Source organism: Pseudoalteromonas maricaloris, assembly GCF_024746855.1.
GTDB classification, from domain to species: domain Bacteria; phylum Pseudomonadota; class Gammaproteobacteria; order Enterobacterales; family Alteromonadaceae; genus Pseudoalteromonas; species Pseudoalteromonas maricaloris.
This window is the reverse complement of sequence record NZ_CP024625.1, coordinates 2,446,350-2,465,496: the sequence shown is the minus strand read 5'-3', so window position 1 is coordinate 2,465,496 and position 19,147 is coordinate 2,446,350. Positions and strand designations below refer to the sequence as shown.

Here is a 19,147-nt window from a genome sequence, read left to right as displayed (position 1 = left end):
AGCCCCGAGCAATCGGGGCTTTTTTGTATCAGTTGATATAAGTTTTATGACATTAAATGCGAGAACTTAAATCAACTGCTATAAGCCTTTCGTTATCACCAAACTTAGACTACAGAAAATAGGTATAGAATGTACGAGTTACGTTTACCCAAAGGGCGCACCCTTAGTTTAGATAAGCCTCAGGTAATGGGGATTTTAAATGTTACTCCCGACTCATTTTCTGATGGTGGACATTTTACTCACCTTGATAGCGCAATCGAGCAAGCAAATTTAATGCTTTCACAAGGCGCTACCATCTTAGACATAGGTGGAGAGTCCACTCGTCCCGGCGCGCCAGACGTACAATTAGAAGAAGAATTACAGCGCGTAATACCGATTATTAAAGCAATTCGCACACACTCTAACTGTGTGATTTCGGTAGATACCAGTAAAGCTGAGGTGATGAAACAAGCAATAGAGGCTAGCGCTGATATCATTAATGATGTTCGAGCGTTGCAAGAGCCAGGCGCGCTTGAAGTCGCAGCTCAGTACAGTGATGTACCAATTTGTTTAATGCATATGCAAGGTCAACCTCGCTCAATGCAAAATAACCCTCACTATGATGACTTATTTTCAGACATCAGTCAGTTTTTCGAAGCTAGGATCAGTGCGTGCAAGCAAGCTGGGATTGATACCAACCGGCTGATTTTAGATCCTGGTTTTGGCTTCGGTAAATCTCTAGAGCACAACTTTCAGATATTAGGTGGATTGGACAAGTTTCATGCTTTCGATTTGCCTATTCTGACAGGCCTCTCTAGAAAGTCCATGTTTGGACAACTACTCACTCGGGAAACGCATGAGCGCGTAGCTGCGAGTCTAGCTGGTGCATTGATATGTGCGCAGAAAGGCGCGCACATAATTCGTGTTCATGACGTAAAAGAAACAAGCGACGCGCTTAATGTATGGCTAGCGTCGGTCAATGGAGTTACTCAATGACAACAAGAAAGTACTTCGGTACGGATGGTGTAAGGGGCATGGTGGGCGAGTTCCCAATTACGCCTGAATTTGCAATGAAACTAGGCTGGGCGGCTGGAAAAGTGCTGTCTGAGCGTGGTACCAAAAAGGTAATTATTGGCAAAGATACCCGCATTTCTGGCTACCTTCTTGAAACCGCGTTAGAGGCTGGGTTAATTGCCGCTGGGATCAATGTGATTTTATTGGGGCCTATGCCGACACCTGCTGTTGCTTATTTGACGCAAACGTTTAGAGCTGAAGCTGGTATTGTGATCAGTGCATCTCATAATCCATACCATGACAATGGCATCAAGTTTTTTGGTGGCGATGGTAAAAAGCTCCCTGACGAGGTGGAGCTTGCAATAGAAGCAAAGCTGGATGAACCGATGACGTGTGTCGCGTCTGAAAAGCTCGGCAAAGCTAAGCGTCTAGAGAGTGCGGATGGTCGCTATATCGAATTTTGTAAAGGCCAGTTTCCTAAAGAGCTATCGCTTGAAGGGTTGAAAGTGGTGCTGGACTGCGCAAATGGCGCGACTTATCACATTGCGCCAAGTGTCATGCGTGAACTCGGTGCAGACGTGATCACAACCGCGTGTGAACCTAATGGTGTCAACATCAACGAAAAATGCGGTGCAACGCATGTCGAAGCGTTGAAAAAAGCCGTGCTTGAACATCAAGCGGATGTTGGTATTGCTTATGATGGTGATGGTGACCGAGTTATGATGGTCGATCACGACGGTCATGTATTTGATGGTGATGACATCGTCTATATTATCGCTTGCCAAGCTCATGCTGATGGCACATTAGGTGGCGGTGTTGTCGGTACGGTAATGTCTAACATGGGACTCGAAAACGCCCTTAAATCACGCGGAATTGCTTTTGAGCGCAGTAAAGTCGGTGACCGCTATGTAATGGAACTTCTTGGTGAGAAAGGCTGGAAAATCGGCGGCGAAAGTTCAGGTCACGTTTTAAATCTGGATCTGATCAGCACCGGTGATGGCATTGTCTCAAGCTTACAAGTGCTTGCTGCCATGGTTGCGCAGAATAAAACATTAAAAGATTTGGGTGAAGGTTTTAGCAAGTACCCAATGAAGATGATTAACGTGCGCTATAGCACTAAAGATGATCCAACCGAGCAAGACGCTGTTAAAGCAGTTGTCGCTGAAGTTGAAACTCAGCTTGCTGGAAAGGGCAGAGTGCTATTGCGTAAATCTGGTACAGAGCCAGTGGTTCGCGTCATGGTTGAAGCTCAGCAACAGAAGCAAGTTATCGATTTTGCCCAAAAAATCGCTGAAGTTGTTGAATCTGTGAGCAATTAAACCAAAAATTAAATTTATTTCTTGTAACTTCGGGTGAGTAGAGTTAGTATCTCACCCGCTTTCTACTGCGGAGTATCGTATGACAACTAGAAAGCAAATTGTTGCTGGTAACTGGAAAATGAATGGCTCAAAAGCCCTTGTTGACCAAATATCAGAAGCAGTAAGCAATCAAACATTTCAAGCAGATGTAATTGTTTTTCCTCCTGCCATGCTCATTGAGCAAGCAGCAAGTAAAGGGCTTACTGTCGGAACACAAACTGTTTCGGAATATAAAGAAGGCGCATACACTGGAGAGATCCAGGCGTCCCTAGCAAAATCGCTAGGTGCAACATATACCTTAGTTGGTCATTCAGAGCGTCGAGCTATTTATGGCGAAAGCGATGAAGATGTTGCTAATAAATTTGCACATGCTCAAGAACAAGGTTTGACACCAATTTTATGTGTTGGTGAGACTGAAGAAGAAAGAGAAAATGGGCAGACAGAGCAAGTCGTTGCTAGACAAATAAACGCGGTTATTACCAAATTAGGTGTGGCAGCGCTAACTCACTCTGTGATAGCATACGAACCTGTTTGGGCTATTGGTACTGGTAAAACAGCATCTCCAGAGCAAGCGCAAGCGGTACACAAATTTATACGTGATTTGCTTTCAGAAAATGATGAGCAAATTGCACAATCACTGCAACTTCTTTATGGTGGCAGTGTTAATGAACAGAACAGTGAATTGTTATTCGCACAAGACGATATAGACGGTGGACTTATCGGTGGCGCAAGCCTAAAACCTGAGAGTTTCGCCGCAATATGCAGAAGTGCAAAAGGATAAGTAAATGTACGAAATTCTAATGGTTGTTTACTTAATTGTGGCGTTAGCACTAATTGGTATGGTGTTGATTCAGCAAGGTAAAGGCGCAGATATGGGCTCTTCGTTTGGTGCAGGTGCATCAGCGACAGTTTTCGGCTCATCAGGCGCAGGCAACTTTATGACCAAGACAACAACAATCTTAGCAACGATATTCTTTGTGCTAAGTATTGTGCTAGGTAACCTAACTACGGGTCAGATTAAAAAGACTAATGAGTGGGAAAATCTAGAGGCACCAGCTGCTGCAACAACAGTTCCAGCGACAAATGATGTGCCAGCGACAGAAGAAAATCCAGCTTCTGACGTACCTAACTAATCGTTAGAAAATACACCGAATTTGCGAATGTGGTGGAATTGGTAGACACGCCATCTTGAGGGGGTGGTGGCTTCGGCCGTGGGGGTTCAAGTCCCCCCATTCGCACCAAATAAAAAAACCAGCTTATGCTGGTTTTTTTCGTCTATCGTTTGCTACTAAGCCTAATACCCATTAGTCTGATCCTTGCTCAATTTGAAGGATCAAACCTGACGCTACCTGCGTTAAAAATTTCTCATTTAGAACAACTAAATAGCAGAATGCGGTAGCGCTGTTATCGACAAGATTTTCTCGCCTCAAAATTTCAAACGAACCTAGCACCACAGCAAAAACCTAGGCAGAAGTTTCACTTTAGTAACATATCATCCTGCTATTTAGTATAATTATTTGTTCTATAACGCTTTTTTATAAAAATTAATTTCCTAATATTGGTTTTATTATGGTTACAAAAACCCAAAAAGTAATTTTTATTAAATAATTATTTCAATTTATCCCCGTTGTGACTATAATACCCCTCCAGAGGAAAGAGATGCCCCTAGTGCATCTTTTTTTATGCCCAAAATTTGTAGTGTCCAAATCTATTTAGATTTTACGGATTACAGGGCTAGAAGTAATAACACTGAGCTTGTTACTTCTCTAGTTTGCGACCTCTCGCAACTAGTACACACACGGTGATTCCTTTGGAGATTATATGATTACAGTTTTACCTCGCCTTGGTTTATCTGCGATTTCAGCTGCAGTGTTAGCAGCCGTAGCCCTTCCTAGTACAGCATTGGCTGAGCAAGCTAATGTAGAGCAAGAAAAACAAGTGTTTGAAAAAATAGAAGTGACTGCTCGTAAACGTACTGAAAGTTTGTTCGAAACGCCTACAGCGATTACTTCTATCGGTGCTAGTGATATTGATAAAGCCAATATCAGCAATCTAGACGATATTGGTAAGTTCGTTCCAAACTTAAATATTACTCGTTATGGTGTAGGTAACGCTGCACATGCTTCTGTGTTTATCCGTGGTATTGGTCTACAGGACCATGTGATCACAACAGACCCCGGTGTTGGTGTTTATGTTGATGGTGTATACCTTGGCCGTCAGATGGGTTCTAACCTTTCACTGCCCAATGTTGAACGCGTAGAAGTACTACGTGGTCCACAAGGTACACTGTACGGCCGCAACACATTAGGCGGTGCGGTAAATGTGATCACTAAACAACCTGGCGCTGAAGAAGTTGCACGCGTTGAAGCTAAAATAGGTTCTCGCGGTCGTTTAGCGACTGATCTTTATACAAGCCAAACGTTAACAGACACACTAAGCTTTTCTGCAAGTGCTTCTTATAAAGAGCGTGATGGTGTAGGTAAAGCAATCAACTTAGCAAATCCTGAAAAAGAAATCGGCGAAGAGCAAGAGTTTAGTGGTCGCTTAGCAATTAGATGGCAAGCAACGAATGATTTAGTTGTCACTGCTGCATTTGATGGCGTTGAGAACGAGTCTGGTCAATCACCGTATACTATCGAGTTAACAGATCCACTTGACTCAAATGACCCTTTCAATGGTGACTTCCCATTGCTAGATGAGTCAATGCTGCCAAACAATCCTGATGACTTGGCAACAACGGTTGCAGGCATTGAAAGCACAGACTACTCTGGTTGGGGCGGCTCAGTGACTGCTGATTGGCAAGCAAGTGATGTTTACTCGGTTAAATTTATCGCAAGCAAGCGTAGCTCTGAATATACTGGCGGCCTAGATGACGATGCGGTAGCACTTAATCTATCTGAATTCCCGGAAGAGGGCGGTGCAGATCAGTACTCATTTGAACTACAACTAAACGGTACTTATGACTCTTGGGATTTTGTATCGGGTCTTTATTACTTTAACGAAGACGGTTTTACCAGCTCTGGTCCGTTCGTATTTAGCCCGTGGAACACGCCAAATGGCTTATTAAACGATGGTCAGACTGCTTCTTTTGGTGGCTACGGTTACTTTGATATCAACCAAGAAACCGATGCCTATGCGGCTTACATCAATGCAAGCTTTGACGTGACTGAGCTGTTCAGCATTGGTGGTGGTTTACGTTACTCTGAAGACAAAAAAGAGGCAAACGCACTCTTCCCAAGCTTTGGTGCTCGTAAATACGTAAGCGCAGACTTTGACGAAGTGACGTGGGACGTGAATGCGTCATACCAGTTAACTCGTGACATCAATGTTTACGCCCAGGTCCAAAAAGGATACCAAAGTGGCGGCTTCCCACCACGTCCATTTGGTGGCCCAGATCAATTCGCTGCGTTTGATGAAACTAAAGCGATTAACTACGAAATCGGTTTCAAAGGCCAGGTACATGAAAACGTATCTATGATGGTTGCTGCATTTGTAACGGATTACACTGATCTGGCGTTACCTTTCAACGACCCGACTGCTGGCGGTGGTTTCGTCACTATCGTGGAAAATGCAGGTGAGTCGAAAGCACAAGGTATTGAACTTGAAACGACAATCGCAATTACTGATGATTTTTCAGTACGCAGCTCAATCGGTTACCTAGACTCAGAAATTACCCATGTTGATGAAGGTGTTATTGGTATTGGTAAAGGCGATGCGCCAGCACTCACACCTCGATGGACTGTGATGGTGGCACCATCTTACTTCCATGACTTAGAGCATGGTGCAACGATTGCAGTTAACGCAAGCTACTCGTACCGCTCAGACATGCAAGGTCAGTCTGTAACACGTGCAAGCGAGCATATTGATTCTCGCGAATTGTTGGGTTTTAACATCTCATACACCAACGCTGAAGGTGATATGGAAGTAACGCTATACGGTGAAAACGTGCTAAACGAAGTGTACGATGTAGGTCGTCTACAGCAAAGTGGCTTTGTTGGTGTCATGCGCAGCAATGACCGCAGTGAGTTTGGTATTAAGTTCAAAAAAGAGTTCTGGTTAGATTAATTCAGCTCTAGTTTGAATATAGAAAAGCCGCTTAGTTTCTTGCTAAGCGGCTTTTTTGTTTTAAGTCTCTCGTCCTAAATTATATTGAAACTCATTCAGCATAACGAAAAGCATAGATATAACTGCTTGTTTACATTGTGGTTAACCTATGGGAGTCTAGTGATAGGCAATATCTCGATTCCAGTTTTGAATCGTATATTTAGATAGAGCTGTTTTTGCACTTTTAAAAGGTCTTTAGCACATGGAAGAACTTATCCCCATTACCTTGATTACCATACTGCTGTTCATACAAATTAAAATGTATAAGAATTTGTGTAAACACTTGGCAAGATTGTATCCAGAAGAGTGGCATAAACTAACAAAGCACACCCTTGGCACATCGCAATGGTCACTGTTAAATGCTACCGTGAGTGAATCGCTTAAAACAGGTTTTTTCTCGACGGTATCCGACAATAAAGTTAAGACCTATATCCAATTTAGAAAGTATAACCTAGTAGCAATGTCTGCCGTTTTAAGCTGTAATTTTGTTTTAGTCGTGTTTAACTAATCATATCGTGGTTTTAGTGAATCATGTTCTTTACCTATAAACGTGAACACCATTCGCGACGTAGAGTCTATTTGAGCGTAAATATTACTAAGGAGAGAAAGTTGAGCAATACTATGTTAGAGGAAGGAAAGGAGATCCTAGCACAGCAGTCTTTTAGTTTATTGTTAGGTGCTGAGTTGGAGGTGTTTGAGGTTGGCGTTGCGGAGTTAAGCCTCGTTATTCGAGATGATCTTAAACAAAACTATGGCTTTGCACATGGTGGCGTGGTTAGCTATCTAGCTGATAATTGTATTACTTTTGCTGGTGCATCGGTGCTTGGTAGCTGTGTTACCTCAGAGTATAAAGTGAATTATGTTAGACCCGCTATTGGCGATAAGCTAATCGCAAAGTCAACCGTGTTGTATTCGGGTAAACGTCAGGCGACATGCGAATGTAAGGTATATGCGAAAAGCGGTGACGAAGAAAAGTTGGTGGCGGTTTCTCTTGGCACAATAACGAAGGTTTAGGGTAGCAGAGGGCACTCTGAAGTGCATTTGCAAGAAGTTGCCCAGCAATAAACGTGTTAGGTCTTTTTAGCGCTACCAGCCTCAGGCATTTGATATAAGCAGGCAGCGCTATGTTAAACGCTTAGTTACAGCAACTAGAACGTATACGCAACACTAAACTTTACACTTCTTGGCATGATATAGCGGCCATTGGGCGAATCTGGGTTACGAGGATCCCCCTCGGTGATCCCTTGTTTGTCAGTAAGGTTATCTACCGCTAGTTGTAATTTTACGCCCTCTGTTGGCTCTACGATAAGGCCAATATCAAGCTTTTCGTAGCCCTCTAACACGACAGTATTTTCATTATCCCCAAAACGGTCATCTACAGCCGAAAGGGTGCCATACAAGGTGGCGTACATACCCGACATTTCAAAGTCATAGCTCGGTGTAATACGTAGCATCCAGTCAGGTTGGCGCTGCGCTTTATTCCCTTCATTGGTCGGGCTTTCAGTAATTTCAGTGTCTTGCCATGTGGCATTCAAGTTTACCGATAGGCCCGACTCATGGTTGTAACTGTAATCAAGTTCTACACCAGTTGCTTCGTTGGTTAGAATTTCCGCAGGTACTCCTGGACGTCTTACAAACGTGTCGCCTTTTACTTCGTTGGTAAATAAAGTAACAAACAGGTCGCCGGTTTCACCCATATATTTATAGCCAAGCTCAGCTTGTGTGACTGCTTTAATCAGCGACTCGCCCGATTCATAGGTGCTATAATTGTCTCTAAAGTCGTCGAAATAAGGCATTTTGTAGCCTTTGTTCATACGCACAAAAACACCTGAATCTAAGCTCAAACTATAGTCAGCACCTAAGGTCCATGAAGTCTTGCGCTCATCATAGTCAACTGCTTTGGTGATAGCCCCATCTAAACCTTCGTCGACCGAATACTCAACCTCGTGTTGCTCGCTACGTAAGCCTAAATCTAACTTAAGGGCTTCCGTTGCTTGGTAACTTTGGGTGGTGTAGATGGCCCACGTTGTCGCATCACCAGAACTGTTAATGTCGTAGTTGAAGGCACAACCCGCAACATCGCTATTACACGCGATGCCATTCAATGCTTCGCCACCTTGCTCCAACACATGGTAGGCGGTATTACCTAAGCTCCACCAATCTTTTGCTGAGGTAGTTGCTGTATAAATACCAAAGGCACTTGACCAATCACCAAAGGTTTTGCTTAAGGCTAAGTCATTGGTGAAAGCTTCGATATCCTTTAATACAACCCAGCGACCATATTGTTGTACCATAGTATCGCCCGCGTATTCATCGCCCGTGACGCTACCTGTTGCGGTTTCACCATTGTCCGCCACTTCACTTAAACGCATCGCACTGCCAGCAGGCACAAGGCCTAGTGTATTTGCATCGCCTTGCGTTAAGCTAAAGCGGTCATTTAATTGCCAGCCGTTTTTGAATTCTACTTTTAAGCTACCTCCAGAAACATGGCCTTTCCAGCCACGACCATCACCCATATCTACGCTCATCGGTGCATTTTCATCACCGACATAAATAATCGCCTTGCGATTATTCGTTCCCAGCTGAGTAAAGCCTGCATCCACACCCTCCACATTAAGTGGGGTTGGCAGATACCATGCGCCTCTGTCATCAGTTTGACGGGTATAAAGGTTAAACTCACCGTCAGCAAACTCTTTGGTTAGGTTTATGGTGAATTGATGACCTTTTTCTGAGGTAAAGCCCGCATCACGGACCCCAGAAGAGCGTTTGATATAACCGCCAACCATGTAGTAAAGGTCATTGGAAATCTCACCACTTAACACGCCGTCAATGCGGTTTAGACCATAGTCTGTGGTGGTGTATTTAAACGTCCCTTCGGTGTCAGCTTGGCCACGTTTAAGTTGAAAGTTAGTTGTTAAGCCCGGCTGACCATTAGACACCACGGGGTTTGGTCCACCACGCAGGCCTTCCATCATACTGATGGTTTCATCGAGTCTGAAAATCGAGGTGTTTTCTAAAAATGAGAGCGTTGGCGCGGGATAGATAGGGCTACCTTGCAAACTAACCGTTAAGAATGGTGCATCACCACCGCCAGGAAAGCCGCGAACAAAAACGTTGGCACCGGATTCACCTCCTGAACTTTCAACCCAGATCCCAGGCACCGCTTTAAGCAAGTCAGCGGTACTTTTGGGGGCGAGCTTATCAATTTGCACGGCATCGATATTAGTCACAGCAAAGCTTGCATCAATTTTTCTGATCCCTGCGCCACCAGGTGTACCTGAGACAATGATGGTTTCTACTTTTTCTTTGTTATTGTTCGGTTGTTGTTCAGCCTGAGCTGACGCACTTAACGCAAGCGTTATAGCAGTAGCGATCAAGCTTAAGGAGTTAGTTTTTATCACGGCTAAAGCCCTCTTGTTGTTGTCATAGACTGGTATTTAACGACTGTCTATTTTTTAAAATAGATCTTAATGCAAACGTTTGCAATGATGTTGTTTAAAAATTTGTCATAAAATGATGTAAGGCGTTACAAATTTACAGTGATTGCTTATCTTTTCTGCTTGGTTAGGGTAGGAGATTCAATTAGTTATGGTTTAAGTACCAAAAAATTGTAAGAATAGCGATGTAATAACGTGTGCTAAGAAGGGGTTTACGATGGGAACAACACAATTAAAGCTATCGGATCTAGCAAGGCTAGCTGGCGTCTCTACCTCCACAGCTTCCCGTGCACTCAATGATAACCCTCTGATAAAAAAGGAAACTCGAGAGCGCATTCAGGCGCTTGCAAAAGAGCATCACTTTAGTGTTAACGCGGCGGCTAGTCGCTTACGGATGCAAAAAACCAAAGTCATTGCCGTTATTATCAATCTCGAAGCCGAAACCAAACAATCCGTCGACGACCCATTTTTACTTAAAGTAGTGAGCGATATTAATCGTGCAGTGAACCGAAAAGGCTACGAGTTATTGCTCTCCAATTCTTATATGGCGGGGGAAGACTGGCATGGTTATTTTATTTCTGGCCGTCGAGCCGATGGAGTTATTGTCGTCGGCCAAGGCAAGGAGCAAGCACGAATTGAGCGTGCTGCAAGAGCTGGCACGCCGATCGTGGTATGGGGCGACCCTAAAACTTCTGCAAATTATCCTATCGTTGGGAGTGACAATTTTATTGGTGGCCTTAACGCAACGGAGCACTTAATTGCCAGGGGAGCGTCTAAACTTCTATTTTTGGGCGATCCGGGTCATGCCGAACTTGGTGAGCGCTATCGCGGATTTTGCCATGCGGTGGAAAAAGCCAAGGTAGAAGCGCAAATGATTAAAATCGACATTACTTCAGAGGCTGCCTACGCGAGTATAAACGCTTTGTTGCGAGCACAAGGATTAACCTTTGATGGGATCTTTGCATGTAGTGATATGGTCGCGCTTGGAGCATTAAAAGCTCTAAAAGAGCGTTACGTTAGCGTACCAAATGACGTACGAATAGTCGGATTTGACGATATTGCCATGGCACAGATCAGCTTCCCTGCGCTATCTACGATTAAACAAGACACCAATGCGGCGGCACAGTTATTGGTGGAAAAGCTGCTCTCTCAGCTAAGTGGTGAGACATGTGCTTCTCAAGAGGTGCCGTCATTATTAGTGATCAGACAATCTAGTTAAAGCAGCACAATATGCGATAACAATCATTAGCTTAAATTGTTTTGATGTGATTTGAAATGCAAACGATTGCAAAAATAAAAAAGTCTGTCTAGACTAAAAAGGAATCACAGTGTTTTAACGAGAATAACAATGAATCGAGCACGTATCATACTTGCCATGGCCGTTAGTTACTTCCTATTTGCTATTTTGCTCAATAGCGTCGGGACGGTCATCTTGCAGTCTATTCATAGCTTTGGCATTACAAAAGCGCAGGCCGCCACCTTAGAGGCATTTAAAGATCTTCCCATCGCCATCGTTTCATTCCTGGTTGCGTCGGTTATCCCCAGGGTCGGATTTAAAATTGCTTTGACCGCAGTGCTCGCGGGCGTAGCATTGATTTGCAGTATCACTCCTATGGTCGCTGAGTTTTGGATTCTGAAATTAGTGTTTGCTTGTGTGGGGGCGGCATTTGCGGTGGTTAAAGTGTCGGTTTATGCGCTCGTTGGCCAAGTCACTGAAGGAAGCAACCAACATTCAAGCCTGCTTAATTTTATTGAGGGCGTGTTTATGTTAGGGGTCCTCGGCGGTTATTGGATTTTTGCGGCGTTTATTGACAGCGGCGATAACTCTCTTGGCTGGTTAAACGTCTATTTCGTGTTAGCGGTGCTGAGCGCTTTCACCGCATTTATTGTTTGGATCTCCCCAATTGCAAAGCCAGAGCCAACGCAAGCCACCGAGTCTAGTGTCTCTGCATTTATTGCGATGTTAAAGCTTGTGGCTAAGCCGCTTGTGCTGGTATTTGTGATTTCCGCATTTTTATACGTATTGATAGAGCAGAGTATAGGCACTTGGCTGCCTACTTTTAATAATGAGATCTTGTCATTACCGGTGAACATTAGCGTGCAAATTACCAGTGTTTTTGCTGCTTGCTTAGCACTCGGTCGGCTCGGTGCCGGCGTTGTGCTCACCAAAGTACATTGGTATGTGGTGTTAAATGTTTGCCTTGCCGCAATGGCAGGATTAGTGATTTTAACGTTACCGATGACTGAGGGTATTGAGAAAACGCTTATTTCTTCGTTATTTGATGCACCCCTTGTGGCTTTTCTCATGCCGCTGATCGGTCTTTTTATGGCGCCTATTTATCCAGTGATTAATTCGGTAATGCTAAGTAGTTTACCCACTACACAGCACGCGTCGATGACAGGGCTAATCGTTGTATTTTCAGCGCTGGGTGGTAGCACGGGTTCAATGATCACAGGTTTAGTATTTCAACATTTTGGTGGTCAACAAGCGTTTTATGGGGCACTTATTCCCATGCTGGTGATTGCTGTGTGTTTATATTTCTTTAAATCAATGAGTGAGTCTAACCAATCAAATCATGCTCACACGCCAAGTCAACAAAAGGTGAGCTGAGGTTTTACATGCATTACCAATCAAACTTTTATTCCACAGAGATTTTTAAGGCGGTGCAAAGCGCTAGTTTGTTTTCAGACAGTAAAGTTTTTGCAGATGCCATCGCAAAAATTCCGCTCGCAGAGATAGAAAACCAGTATGTGATGCAAAAGCCGACGGGAGAGGCGTTACTTAGATTTGTGCATGCGCATTTTGACTTTGTTGCCAACAAAGAGTTAGATGCCTTACCAGACTTTACTAGTGCGCAGCAGTATATCAGTGCGCTGTGGTCGCGTTTATCTAGAAAGCCGAGCACCGTTGCTAAAGGCTCCTTGCTACCTTTACCCCATCCGTATGTTGTACCGGGTGGACGTTTTAATGAGATTTATTACTGGGATAGCTACTTTACGGCACTCGGGCTTTTGGATGCGAACAGAAGCGATCTCGTTGCGGGAATGTTAGATAACTTTGTGAGTCTTATTGATCGTATTGGACATGTACCTAATGGCAATCGAGATTATTACCAAAGTCGCTCCCAGCCACCTGTAACGGCATTAATGGTTGATTTACTGTGGCAGGAAAAATCTCATGATAAGCAGTGGCTGTCGCGAGTCACTCAGACATTACTGAAAGAACATCAGTTTTGGCAGACCGGAGAGGATTTGAGTTACACGGATAAAAAAGCGCAGTACCGAGTCGTCAACATGCCATGTGGGGGCACACTGAATCGCTACTGGGATCCGCTTGCAGCACCGCGCCCAGAGTCTTTTATTGAGGATATAGAATTAGCCGCAGCGGTTACGGACAGCGAAACCTTTTATCAGCACATTCGTGCGGCTTGTGAGTCGGGGTGGGACTTTAGTAGCCGTTGGTTAGCAAACGCTGACGATTTAGCAAGCATTCGTACAACAGACATTATCCCTGTGGATTTAAATGCACTACTAGTATTGCTTGAGTCGCAAATCGCACGGTGTTTTGAGAAATTAAACGAGCTAACGCAAGCTCAGTACTATGCCAATTTAGCGTCAAATCGCAGTGCACTGATACAGAAATATTGTTGGTGCGATCAAAAAGGCTGGTTTTTCGATGTGGATCTTAATGATTATGCGCGTACCTCCGTTGAATCTCTAGCGGGTGTTGTGCCTATGTTTGCTGAGCTGGTTACACCTGAGCAGGCAGAGCATATTGGCAAAAAACTTGAGGCAGAGTTTTTGCAGCAAGGTGGATTGGTTAGTACCTTAGTCACTACTTCACAGCAGTGGGACAGTCCTAATGGCTGGGCACCACTGCAGTGGTTTGCGGTGTCAGGTTTAAGGGCATATGGTCAAAATCAACTGGCGAATAAGATTATGCAAGCATGGCTTTATGCTGTTGAAACCGGTTTTGAGCAAACCGGCTGTTTGCTTGAGAAGTATAATGTGGTTGAACCGGATAAACAGGCAAGTGGCGGAGAATACGTGGTGCAACAGGGTTTTGGCTGGACTAACGGAGTAACCAGTCGTTTTTATCGGCTTTTAGTGCCTGAAGTTGATAGTCCTTCGGCGTGATATTAAAGGCTTGTTTAAACGCTCGACTGAATTGACTTGGATGCTTAAAGCCGAGTGCAAAACTAATTGCGGTGATCTGAATTCCTGCTTTTAGTTTTGCCTTTGCTTCAGTTAGTCTCCGTGCTTGGAGCCACTGCTGTGGCGTCGTCGCGAATGATTTTTTAAATTGATTGAAAAAGCGACTTCTACTCATGCAGCTAAGTTTACAAAGTTTCTCTACATCTAATGGCTCGTCTAAATGAGTCTCCAAATAATGCACCGCTTGATACAAACCATTATGATCTGGTGCTTGTTTTACTGCGCCTAACAGCAGATCTCGGCTTTGTTGCTGTAGTAGTCTTGCAATTAGTTCGTCCATTGCCAAATCGATAAAGTACCCCCGCTCAGCCTCATTCTCACTGAATAGATGGAGCAATCGCCCCAAGCAGTGCTGGGTTTGCCAGTTATGCTCAGTGTGCACCAGCTGCTTTTGATAATTAAAACCACTAGGAAGCGAAAGCGCTAACTTCTCGCTCACGGTATTAATTTTTTCTCGACAGATCTCAATTGCTAAACAGGTGGTGGGAGCGGATAAGCTGGCGTCGGGAAAGTCTATAAATACGGTTTGTTCTGGTGCCAATACGAAGCTTTGATGAGGTAAAAAGGGCTGGTGATAGTCACAACTGTCTACGTGCATCACTTTTTTGCCAGTGATCATCGCACAAAACAACACTTCATTAGAGGCGAGTTTGACTCTATTGGTACTTTCGTATGTGTCATAGACGCTAAGCTCTACCTGATTGGCAGCAAAACTTATTTTGTTTTCAACTAAGCGTTCGACACGACTGCGATGTTTAGAGATCTGCAAACAATGCACTCCTTCTCGGTTATTTTTGGACTGTGCGTATACATTCCGAGACCCTAAGTTAAGTTTTTAAAGGTGAACTTGGCTAATGTCAAATATTAGTAAAAACAAAATTGGGACGAATGAAGCCCAAATAAATAACACAAGTTGCTGAGGTAAAAATGATATACGCAAATCCAAATACTGAAGGTGCAATCGTCAGCTTTAAGTCGCAATATCAAAACTTTATTGGTGGTGAGTGGACGCCACCCGTTGACGGCCAGTACTTCGACAATATTAGTCCTGTTAATGGCGAAGTATTTTGTCAGATCCCGCGTTCAAATGATGCAGACATTGAACTGGCACTTGACGCCGCCCATGCTGCAAAAGCGGCGTGGGGTAAAACTTCGGTCACTGAACGAAGCAATATATTACTCAAAATCGCAGACCGAATAGAAGCAAACCTTGAATACCTAGCGGTAGCCGAAACATGGGATAATGGTAAAGCTGTACGTGAAACGCTAGCCGCTGATGTTCCCCTTGCTGCTGATCATTTCCGCTATTTTGCAGGTTGTATTCGTGCTCAAGAAGGAGCCATTGGTGAAATTGATGAGTCAACCGTGGCCTATCATTTTCATGAACCTCTGGGCGTTGTGGGACAGATCATCCCATGGAACTTCCCATTACTTATGGCCGCTTGGAAACTGGCACCCGCTCTCGCTGCTGGAAACTGCGTAGTGCTAAAGCCTGCGGAGCAAACGCCTGCGTCTATTTTGTTGTTGATGGAACTTATCGCTGATTTATTACCAAATGGCGTGGTTAATATCGTAAACGGTTTTGGGAAAGAGGCGGGTGAAGCGCTTGCTACGAGTACGCGTATCGCGAAAATTGCGTTTACAGGTTCGACTCCAGTGGGTTCTCACATTCTAAAATGTGCGGCTGAAAATATCATTCCCTCAACGGTGGAGCTAGGGGGTAAGTCGCCTAATATCTACTTTAGTGATGTGATGCAAGCTGACGATGATTACCTAAGTAAGTGTATTGAAGGCGCGGTGTTGGCCTACTTTAACCAAGGCGAAGTATGTACTTGCCCATCGCGATTGCTCGTGCAAGAAGATATATACGACGGTTTTATAGCCAAAGTCATCGAACGCACCAAGGCGATTAAACGCGGCAATCCGCTTGATACAGAGACCATGGTTGGTGCACAAGCCTCACAAGCTCAATTTGATAAAATTCTTAGCTATATTGATATTGGCAAGAAGGAAGGGGCTGAAGTGTTAATCGGTGGCGAAGTCGCAGAGCTTGGCGAGGGTTATCACAAAGGCTTTTATATTCAGCCGACGCTGTTAAAAGGGCATAACCAAATGCGGGTATTCCAAGAGGAAATATTTGGTCCGGTGATCTCTTTATGTACTTTTAAAGATGAAGCGGAGGCGTTGGAATTGGCGAATAGCTCTGAGTTTGGTTTAGGTGCTGGGGTGTGGACTAGAGATATGAATCGCGCATATCAATTTGGTCGCCAAATCGAAGCGGGTCGCGTGTGGACTAACTGTTATCATATGTATCCTGCACACGCGGCATTTGGTGGTTATAAAAAATCAGGTATTGGCAGAGAAACTCACAAAAAGGCGCTGGACCATTACCAACAAACCAAGAACCTCTTGGTGAGCTATAGCACCAGTCCTTTAGGGTTTTTCTAATTTAATTATTATAGAAGTATTGAGTACTGACCATTGTGGCAGTACTCAATCAGTCATCCGGTTAAGAAACGACTTTTAATGGCGTCGCCTGCTTATTAGCAAATGCTATCTTATATTCGAGTCCTTTGCCGGGCTCGCTGACGGTGTGTACATCTCCATCTAGCCCTTGAGTCACCAAGTTATAGATAATATAAGCGCCAAGTCCCATACCGCCACTTCCTCTTTTGGTGGTGTAAAATGGCTCGAATAACTTACTTAATTCAAGCTCCGACATGCCTTTACCATTGTCTTTATAAATAAGATCAATGTGTTCATCATGTTTAAAGAATCCAATGGTGATCTCACCTTGTTCCGACTCTTTAAAGCCATGTGCAATGGAATTTGCGACTAAATTCGAAATGATCTGAAAAATAACACCGGGATAGGTCGTGGCGATAAGGCCGGGATCGCAATGAAACTTGATTTTATGGTCATGCTTTTTAATCTCAGGACTGAGCGCCGCGATGATCTCTTGAACATAATCATGAACATTAAAGGCCCTCACTTGCTCGCAAGATTGATCGACAGCGACTTGTTTAAAGCTATTAATTAAATTAGCGGTGCGTTGGAGGTTCTTTAATAGCAGTTTGCAAGCGCCAGTTGAATCTGAAATAAAGTCCTCCAATACTCCGGTAGAGAGCACTTTGGTTTGGTACTTCATGGTGAGGTCGTCTAAGTGCTGCTGTAGATAAGTGGTGGAAGTGATGCCAATCCCGATGGGGGTGTTGATTTCGTGTGCAACACCCGCAACCAAATCGCCAAGCGATGCCATTTTCTCTCGTTCAAGTAATTGCGTATGAGTACGGTTGAGATAGGCGACGGTTTCTTCTAGCTTTTGATTGGTCTCGACTAGTGAGCGAGTGCGCTCACTCACTAACTCTTCTAACTGCTCTTTATGTTGTTTTAACTCTTGTAAGATTTGCATTCCTTCAACTAGTAAAAACCCTAAAGCGACGATATAGGCCATTAACCTTAAAATATGCCAGCCCCACCAAGCGGTATCCCACAACTTGGATTGCTCGAACATAATAGCGGCTGCGCCAAATAGGAAACAATGTAAGCAAAAGAGCAAATCGCTCACATTATGAGAGTCGCGATATACAAGGAGAATTTTAACTGCGGCGACAAAAAACATAGTACCGCCAATGACGTTGAGTGCCATCGCTGTACCAGTAAAGTGACCTTGCTCAACCATGTGTGGTAAATCCGTAGGGTAAGCTAGGCTCATGGTGCCGATGATGATAGCGGCTGTGCATGCGCTGATCAGCCAATAGCGATTTTTAAACCAAGTAAATCGGTTGTGAGCAAGCAGGGTGATAAAAGTGAGACCACCAAAGAAAGTCGCGATACTGTGAAGCCAAACGAAGGTTTGGCCAACATTTACGGCGGCATGGAATCCATCTAAGATCCCCATTACCAGCAGCGCCGTGGCGATTTCGATATTAAAACTTGTCCCGGTGTTGTACTTTTCAAAAAATAACAACGCTAACGCAATGAAAAGGGCGACAGCGGAGCCGAAGGTTTCAACTACTGCATGCGCTTCTATCAACGGCCAAGTTACATTATTAAGAAGCGTATTGCTCAGTAAAAGGGATGCGCCGTGGATAGTTAAGCTAACACCTATAATTATCCAGATCACAAAGTGGGTGTTTTTATTTATATTCATGGAGGCTATTCCTTCGATTCACCTCCTTAAATCTAGTACATTTATTATGTAGATAAAGCATGCTGAGCATTTTTATCAGCTGGTATCAAGGTGCCAGCTGATACATTTCCAATCCAGCTGATACATTTCCAATGTTACTCGTTTCCAGAAGAGGTGAGCTCGTCAGCCAAACTTGTTAAGTCAGGTAACACATAATTTGGTGTCTTTGCTAGAGGATAGAGTTGCTTTTGTGGTCTTGCAATAAATGCTGTTTGCATGCCCGCGGCTTTAGCGCCGGCAACATCCCAGCCGTGAGCCGCTACCATTAGCGCTTGATCTGGACGAATATTTAATTGCTGTAACGCCCATTCATAGGCTCTACGGTCGGGCTTATACACTTTAATGTCTTCAATACTCAAGCGTTGGTCAAAATAGGTAATTAGACCAGCACTTTCAAATTGCGCTTTGACCCCCGCATTCGATGAATTGGTTAAACTCACGAGTTTAAAGCCTGCTTGCTTGAGCCGTTTTAGTGCCGGAATGACGTCTTTATGTGGGGGCAAAGAGAGCAGAGCGGGCACAATTGCTTGTTTAGCTTGTGCGTCAGTTATCGTCAGGCCTTTGTTTTTTGCAACCATTTGTAGCGCGGCAACGCCTATCTTGCCAAAATCTTGATAATCACCACTTACCGTAGTCACTAACGAGTGATGTAGCATAGTGGAAAACCATAGAGGTAATAGGGACTCATCGCCACCCAAAACTTGGCTAACCGGTTTATTCATTGACTCTAAATCAAGCAAGGTTTCATTGACATCGAAGAAAATAACTTCCGGGCGTTCAACCTTTGAGTTGGCTTGGCTAATATTCGGCATTAGACCTCCTAACATAACGTATAGACTAATTAAGAT

The 19,147-nt window shown here is 44.1% G+C and carries 15 protein-coding genes and 1 tRNA gene; 12 read left to right on the top strand and 4 right to left on the bottom strand.

Annotated features, from left to right (window positions below):
• Positions 1–129: 129 nt before the first annotated feature.
• From folP to CTT31_RS10670, 8 genes are all read left to right on the top strand, one after another.
• On the top strand, positions 130–975 hold the full coding sequence (gene folP / locus CTT31_RS10705; RefSeq protein ID WP_260491234.1) for a dihydropteroate synthase: 846 nt from the start codon (positions 130–132) through the stop codon (positions 973–975).
• Complete coding sequence (gene glmM / locus CTT31_RS10700) at positions 972–2,312, top strand: phosphoglucosamine mutase (protein WP_010373858.1); 1,341 nt, start codon at positions 972–974, stop codon at positions 2,310–2,312. The genes folP and glmM overlap by 4 nt, the downstream gene beginning before the upstream one ends.
• A gap of 79 nt (positions 2,313–2,391) precedes the next feature.
• Complete coding sequence (gene tpiA / locus CTT31_RS10695) at positions 2,392–3,132, top strand: triose-phosphate isomerase (RefSeq protein ID WP_260491233.1); 741 nt, start codon at positions 2,392–2,394, stop codon at positions 3,130–3,132.
• Between the two features lie 4 nt (positions 3,133–3,136).
• A complete protein-coding gene (gene secG / locus CTT31_RS10690) occupies positions 3,137–3,484 on the top strand; it encodes a preprotein translocase subunit SecG (protein ID WP_010373860.1) in 348 nt (115 codons plus the stop codon).
• 23 nt (positions 3,485–3,507) lie between these two features.
• A tRNA-Leu gene (locus tag CTT31_RS10685) sits at positions 3,508–3,592 on the top strand.
• A gap of 580 nt (positions 3,593–4,172) precedes the next feature.
• Complete coding sequence (locus tag CTT31_RS10680) at positions 4,173–6,416, top strand: TonB-dependent receptor (protein WP_039497382.1); 2,244 nt, start codon at positions 4,173–4,175, stop codon at positions 6,414–6,416.
• Between the two features lie 241 nt (positions 6,417–6,657).
• On the top strand, positions 6,658–6,963 hold the full coding sequence (locus CTT31_RS10675; protein ID WP_260491232.1) for a hypothetical protein: 306 nt from the start codon (positions 6,658–6,660) through the stop codon (positions 6,961–6,963).
• A 101-nt stretch (positions 6,964–7,064) separates the two neighbouring features.
• Complete coding sequence (locus tag CTT31_RS10670) at positions 7,065–7,469, top strand: PaaI family thioesterase (protein WP_249122396.1); 405 nt, start codon at positions 7,065–7,067, stop codon at positions 7,467–7,469.
• 134 nt (positions 7,470–7,603) lie between these two features.
• On the opposite strand, the gene CTT31_RS10665 is transcribed toward CTT31_RS10670, so the two are convergent.
• Positions 7,604–9,856, bottom strand: coding sequence for a TonB-dependent receptor (locus tag CTT31_RS10665; protein ID WP_211857810.1), 2,253 nt, complete (start codon positions 9,854–9,856; stop codon positions 7,604–7,606).
• Positions 9,857–10,109: 253 nt separating this feature from the next.
• Here CTT31_RS10665 and CTT31_RS10660 point away from each other — a divergent pair, with 253 nt between their 5' ends.
• From CTT31_RS10660 to CTT31_RS10650, 3 genes are all read left to right on the top strand, one after another.
• Entirely contained in the window at positions 10,110–11,111 is a 1,002-nt protein-coding gene (locus tag CTT31_RS10660) for a LacI family DNA-binding transcriptional regulator (RefSeq protein WP_017215948.1), read from the top strand.
• Between the two features lie 129 nt (positions 11,112–11,240).
• Positions 11,241–12,503, top strand: a complete 1,263-nt coding sequence (locus CTT31_RS10655; protein ID WP_211857809.1) for an MFS transporter — start codon at positions 11,241–11,243, stop codon at positions 12,501–12,503.
• An 8-nt stretch (positions 12,504–12,511) separates the two neighbouring features.
• The gene (locus CTT31_RS10650) at positions 12,512–14,029 is read left to right on the top strand and encodes a trehalase family glycosidase (protein WP_260491231.1); all 1,518 of its coding nucleotides are present in this window, start codon (positions 12,512–12,514) and stop codon (positions 14,027–14,029) included.
• On the opposite strand, the gene CTT31_RS10645 is transcribed toward CTT31_RS10650, so the two are convergent.
• On the bottom strand, positions 13,965–14,876 hold the full coding sequence (locus tag CTT31_RS10645) for a helix-turn-helix domain-containing protein (RefSeq protein WP_260491230.1): 912 nt from the start codon (positions 14,874–14,876) through the stop codon (positions 13,965–13,967). The two genes, CTT31_RS10650 and CTT31_RS10645, sit on opposite strands and share 65 nt — an antisense overlap.
• Positions 14,877–15,034: 158 nt before the next feature.
• On the opposite strand from CTT31_RS10645, the gene exaC reads away from it, so the two are divergent.
• Positions 15,035–16,555 carry an acetaldehyde dehydrogenase ExaC gene (gene exaC, locus CTT31_RS10640; RefSeq protein ID WP_260491229.1) on the top strand — a complete coding sequence of 507 codons (1,521 nt, stop codon included), beginning with the start codon at positions 15,035–15,037 and terminating at the stop codon, positions 16,553–16,555.
• A 61-nt stretch (positions 16,556–16,616) separates the two neighbouring features.
• Here exaC and CTT31_RS10635 read toward each other — a convergent pair whose 3' ends face one another.
• Both CTT31_RS10635 and CTT31_RS10630 read right to left on the bottom strand, forming a co-directional pair.
• A complete protein-coding gene (locus CTT31_RS10635) occupies positions 16,617–18,260 on the bottom strand; it encodes a sensor histidine kinase (RefSeq protein WP_260491228.1) in 1,644 nt (547 codons plus the stop codon).
• A 134-nt stretch (positions 18,261–18,394) separates the two neighbouring features.
• Entirely contained in the window at positions 18,395–19,111 is a 717-nt protein-coding gene (locus CTT31_RS10630) for a haloacid dehalogenase type II (RefSeq protein WP_260491227.1), read from the bottom strand.
• Positions 19,112–19,147: the final 36 nt, after the last annotated feature.

Coding starts and splice junctions, on each gene's coding strand:
- secG (WP_010373860.1), top strand. CDS start 3,137: ATGTACGAAATTCTAATGGTTGTTTACTTAATTGTGGCGTTAGCACTA.
- CTT31_RS10630 (WP_260491227.1), bottom strand. CDS start 19,111: ATGCCGAATATTAGCCAAGCCAACTCAAAGGTTGAACGCCCGGAAGTT.
- CTT31_RS10635 (WP_260491228.1), bottom strand. CDS start 18,260: ATGAATATAAATAAAAACACCCACTTTGTGATCTGGATAATTATAGGT.
- CTT31_RS10655 (WP_211857809.1), top strand. CDS start 11,241: ATGAATCGAGCACGTATCATACTTGCCATGGCCGTTAGTTACTTCCTA.
- glmM (WP_010373858.1), top strand. CDS start 972: ATGACAACAAGAAAGTACTTCGGTACGGATGGTGTAAGGGGCATGGTG.
- CTT31_RS10650 (WP_260491231.1), top strand. CDS start 12,512: ATGCATTACCAATCAAACTTTTATTCCACAGAGATTTTTAAGGCGGTG.
- CTT31_RS10675 (WP_260491232.1), top strand. CDS start 6,658: ATGGAAGAACTTATCCCCATTACCTTGATTACCATACTGCTGTTCATA.
- folP (WP_260491234.1), top strand. CDS start 130: ATGTACGAGTTACGTTTACCCAAAGGGCGCACCCTTAGTTTAGATAAG.
- tpiA (WP_260491233.1), top strand. CDS start 2,392: ATGACAACTAGAAAGCAAATTGTTGCTGGTAACTGGAAAATGAATGGC.
- CTT31_RS10680 (WP_039497382.1), top strand. CDS start 4,173: ATGATTACAGTTTTACCTCGCCTTGGTTTATCTGCGATTTCAGCTGCA.
- exaC (WP_260491229.1), top strand. CDS start 15,035: ATGATATACGCAAATCCAAATACTGAAGGTGCAATCGTCAGCTTTAAG.
- CTT31_RS10660 (WP_017215948.1), top strand. CDS start 10,110: ATGGGAACAACACAATTAAAGCTATCGGATCTAGCAAGGCTAGCTGGC.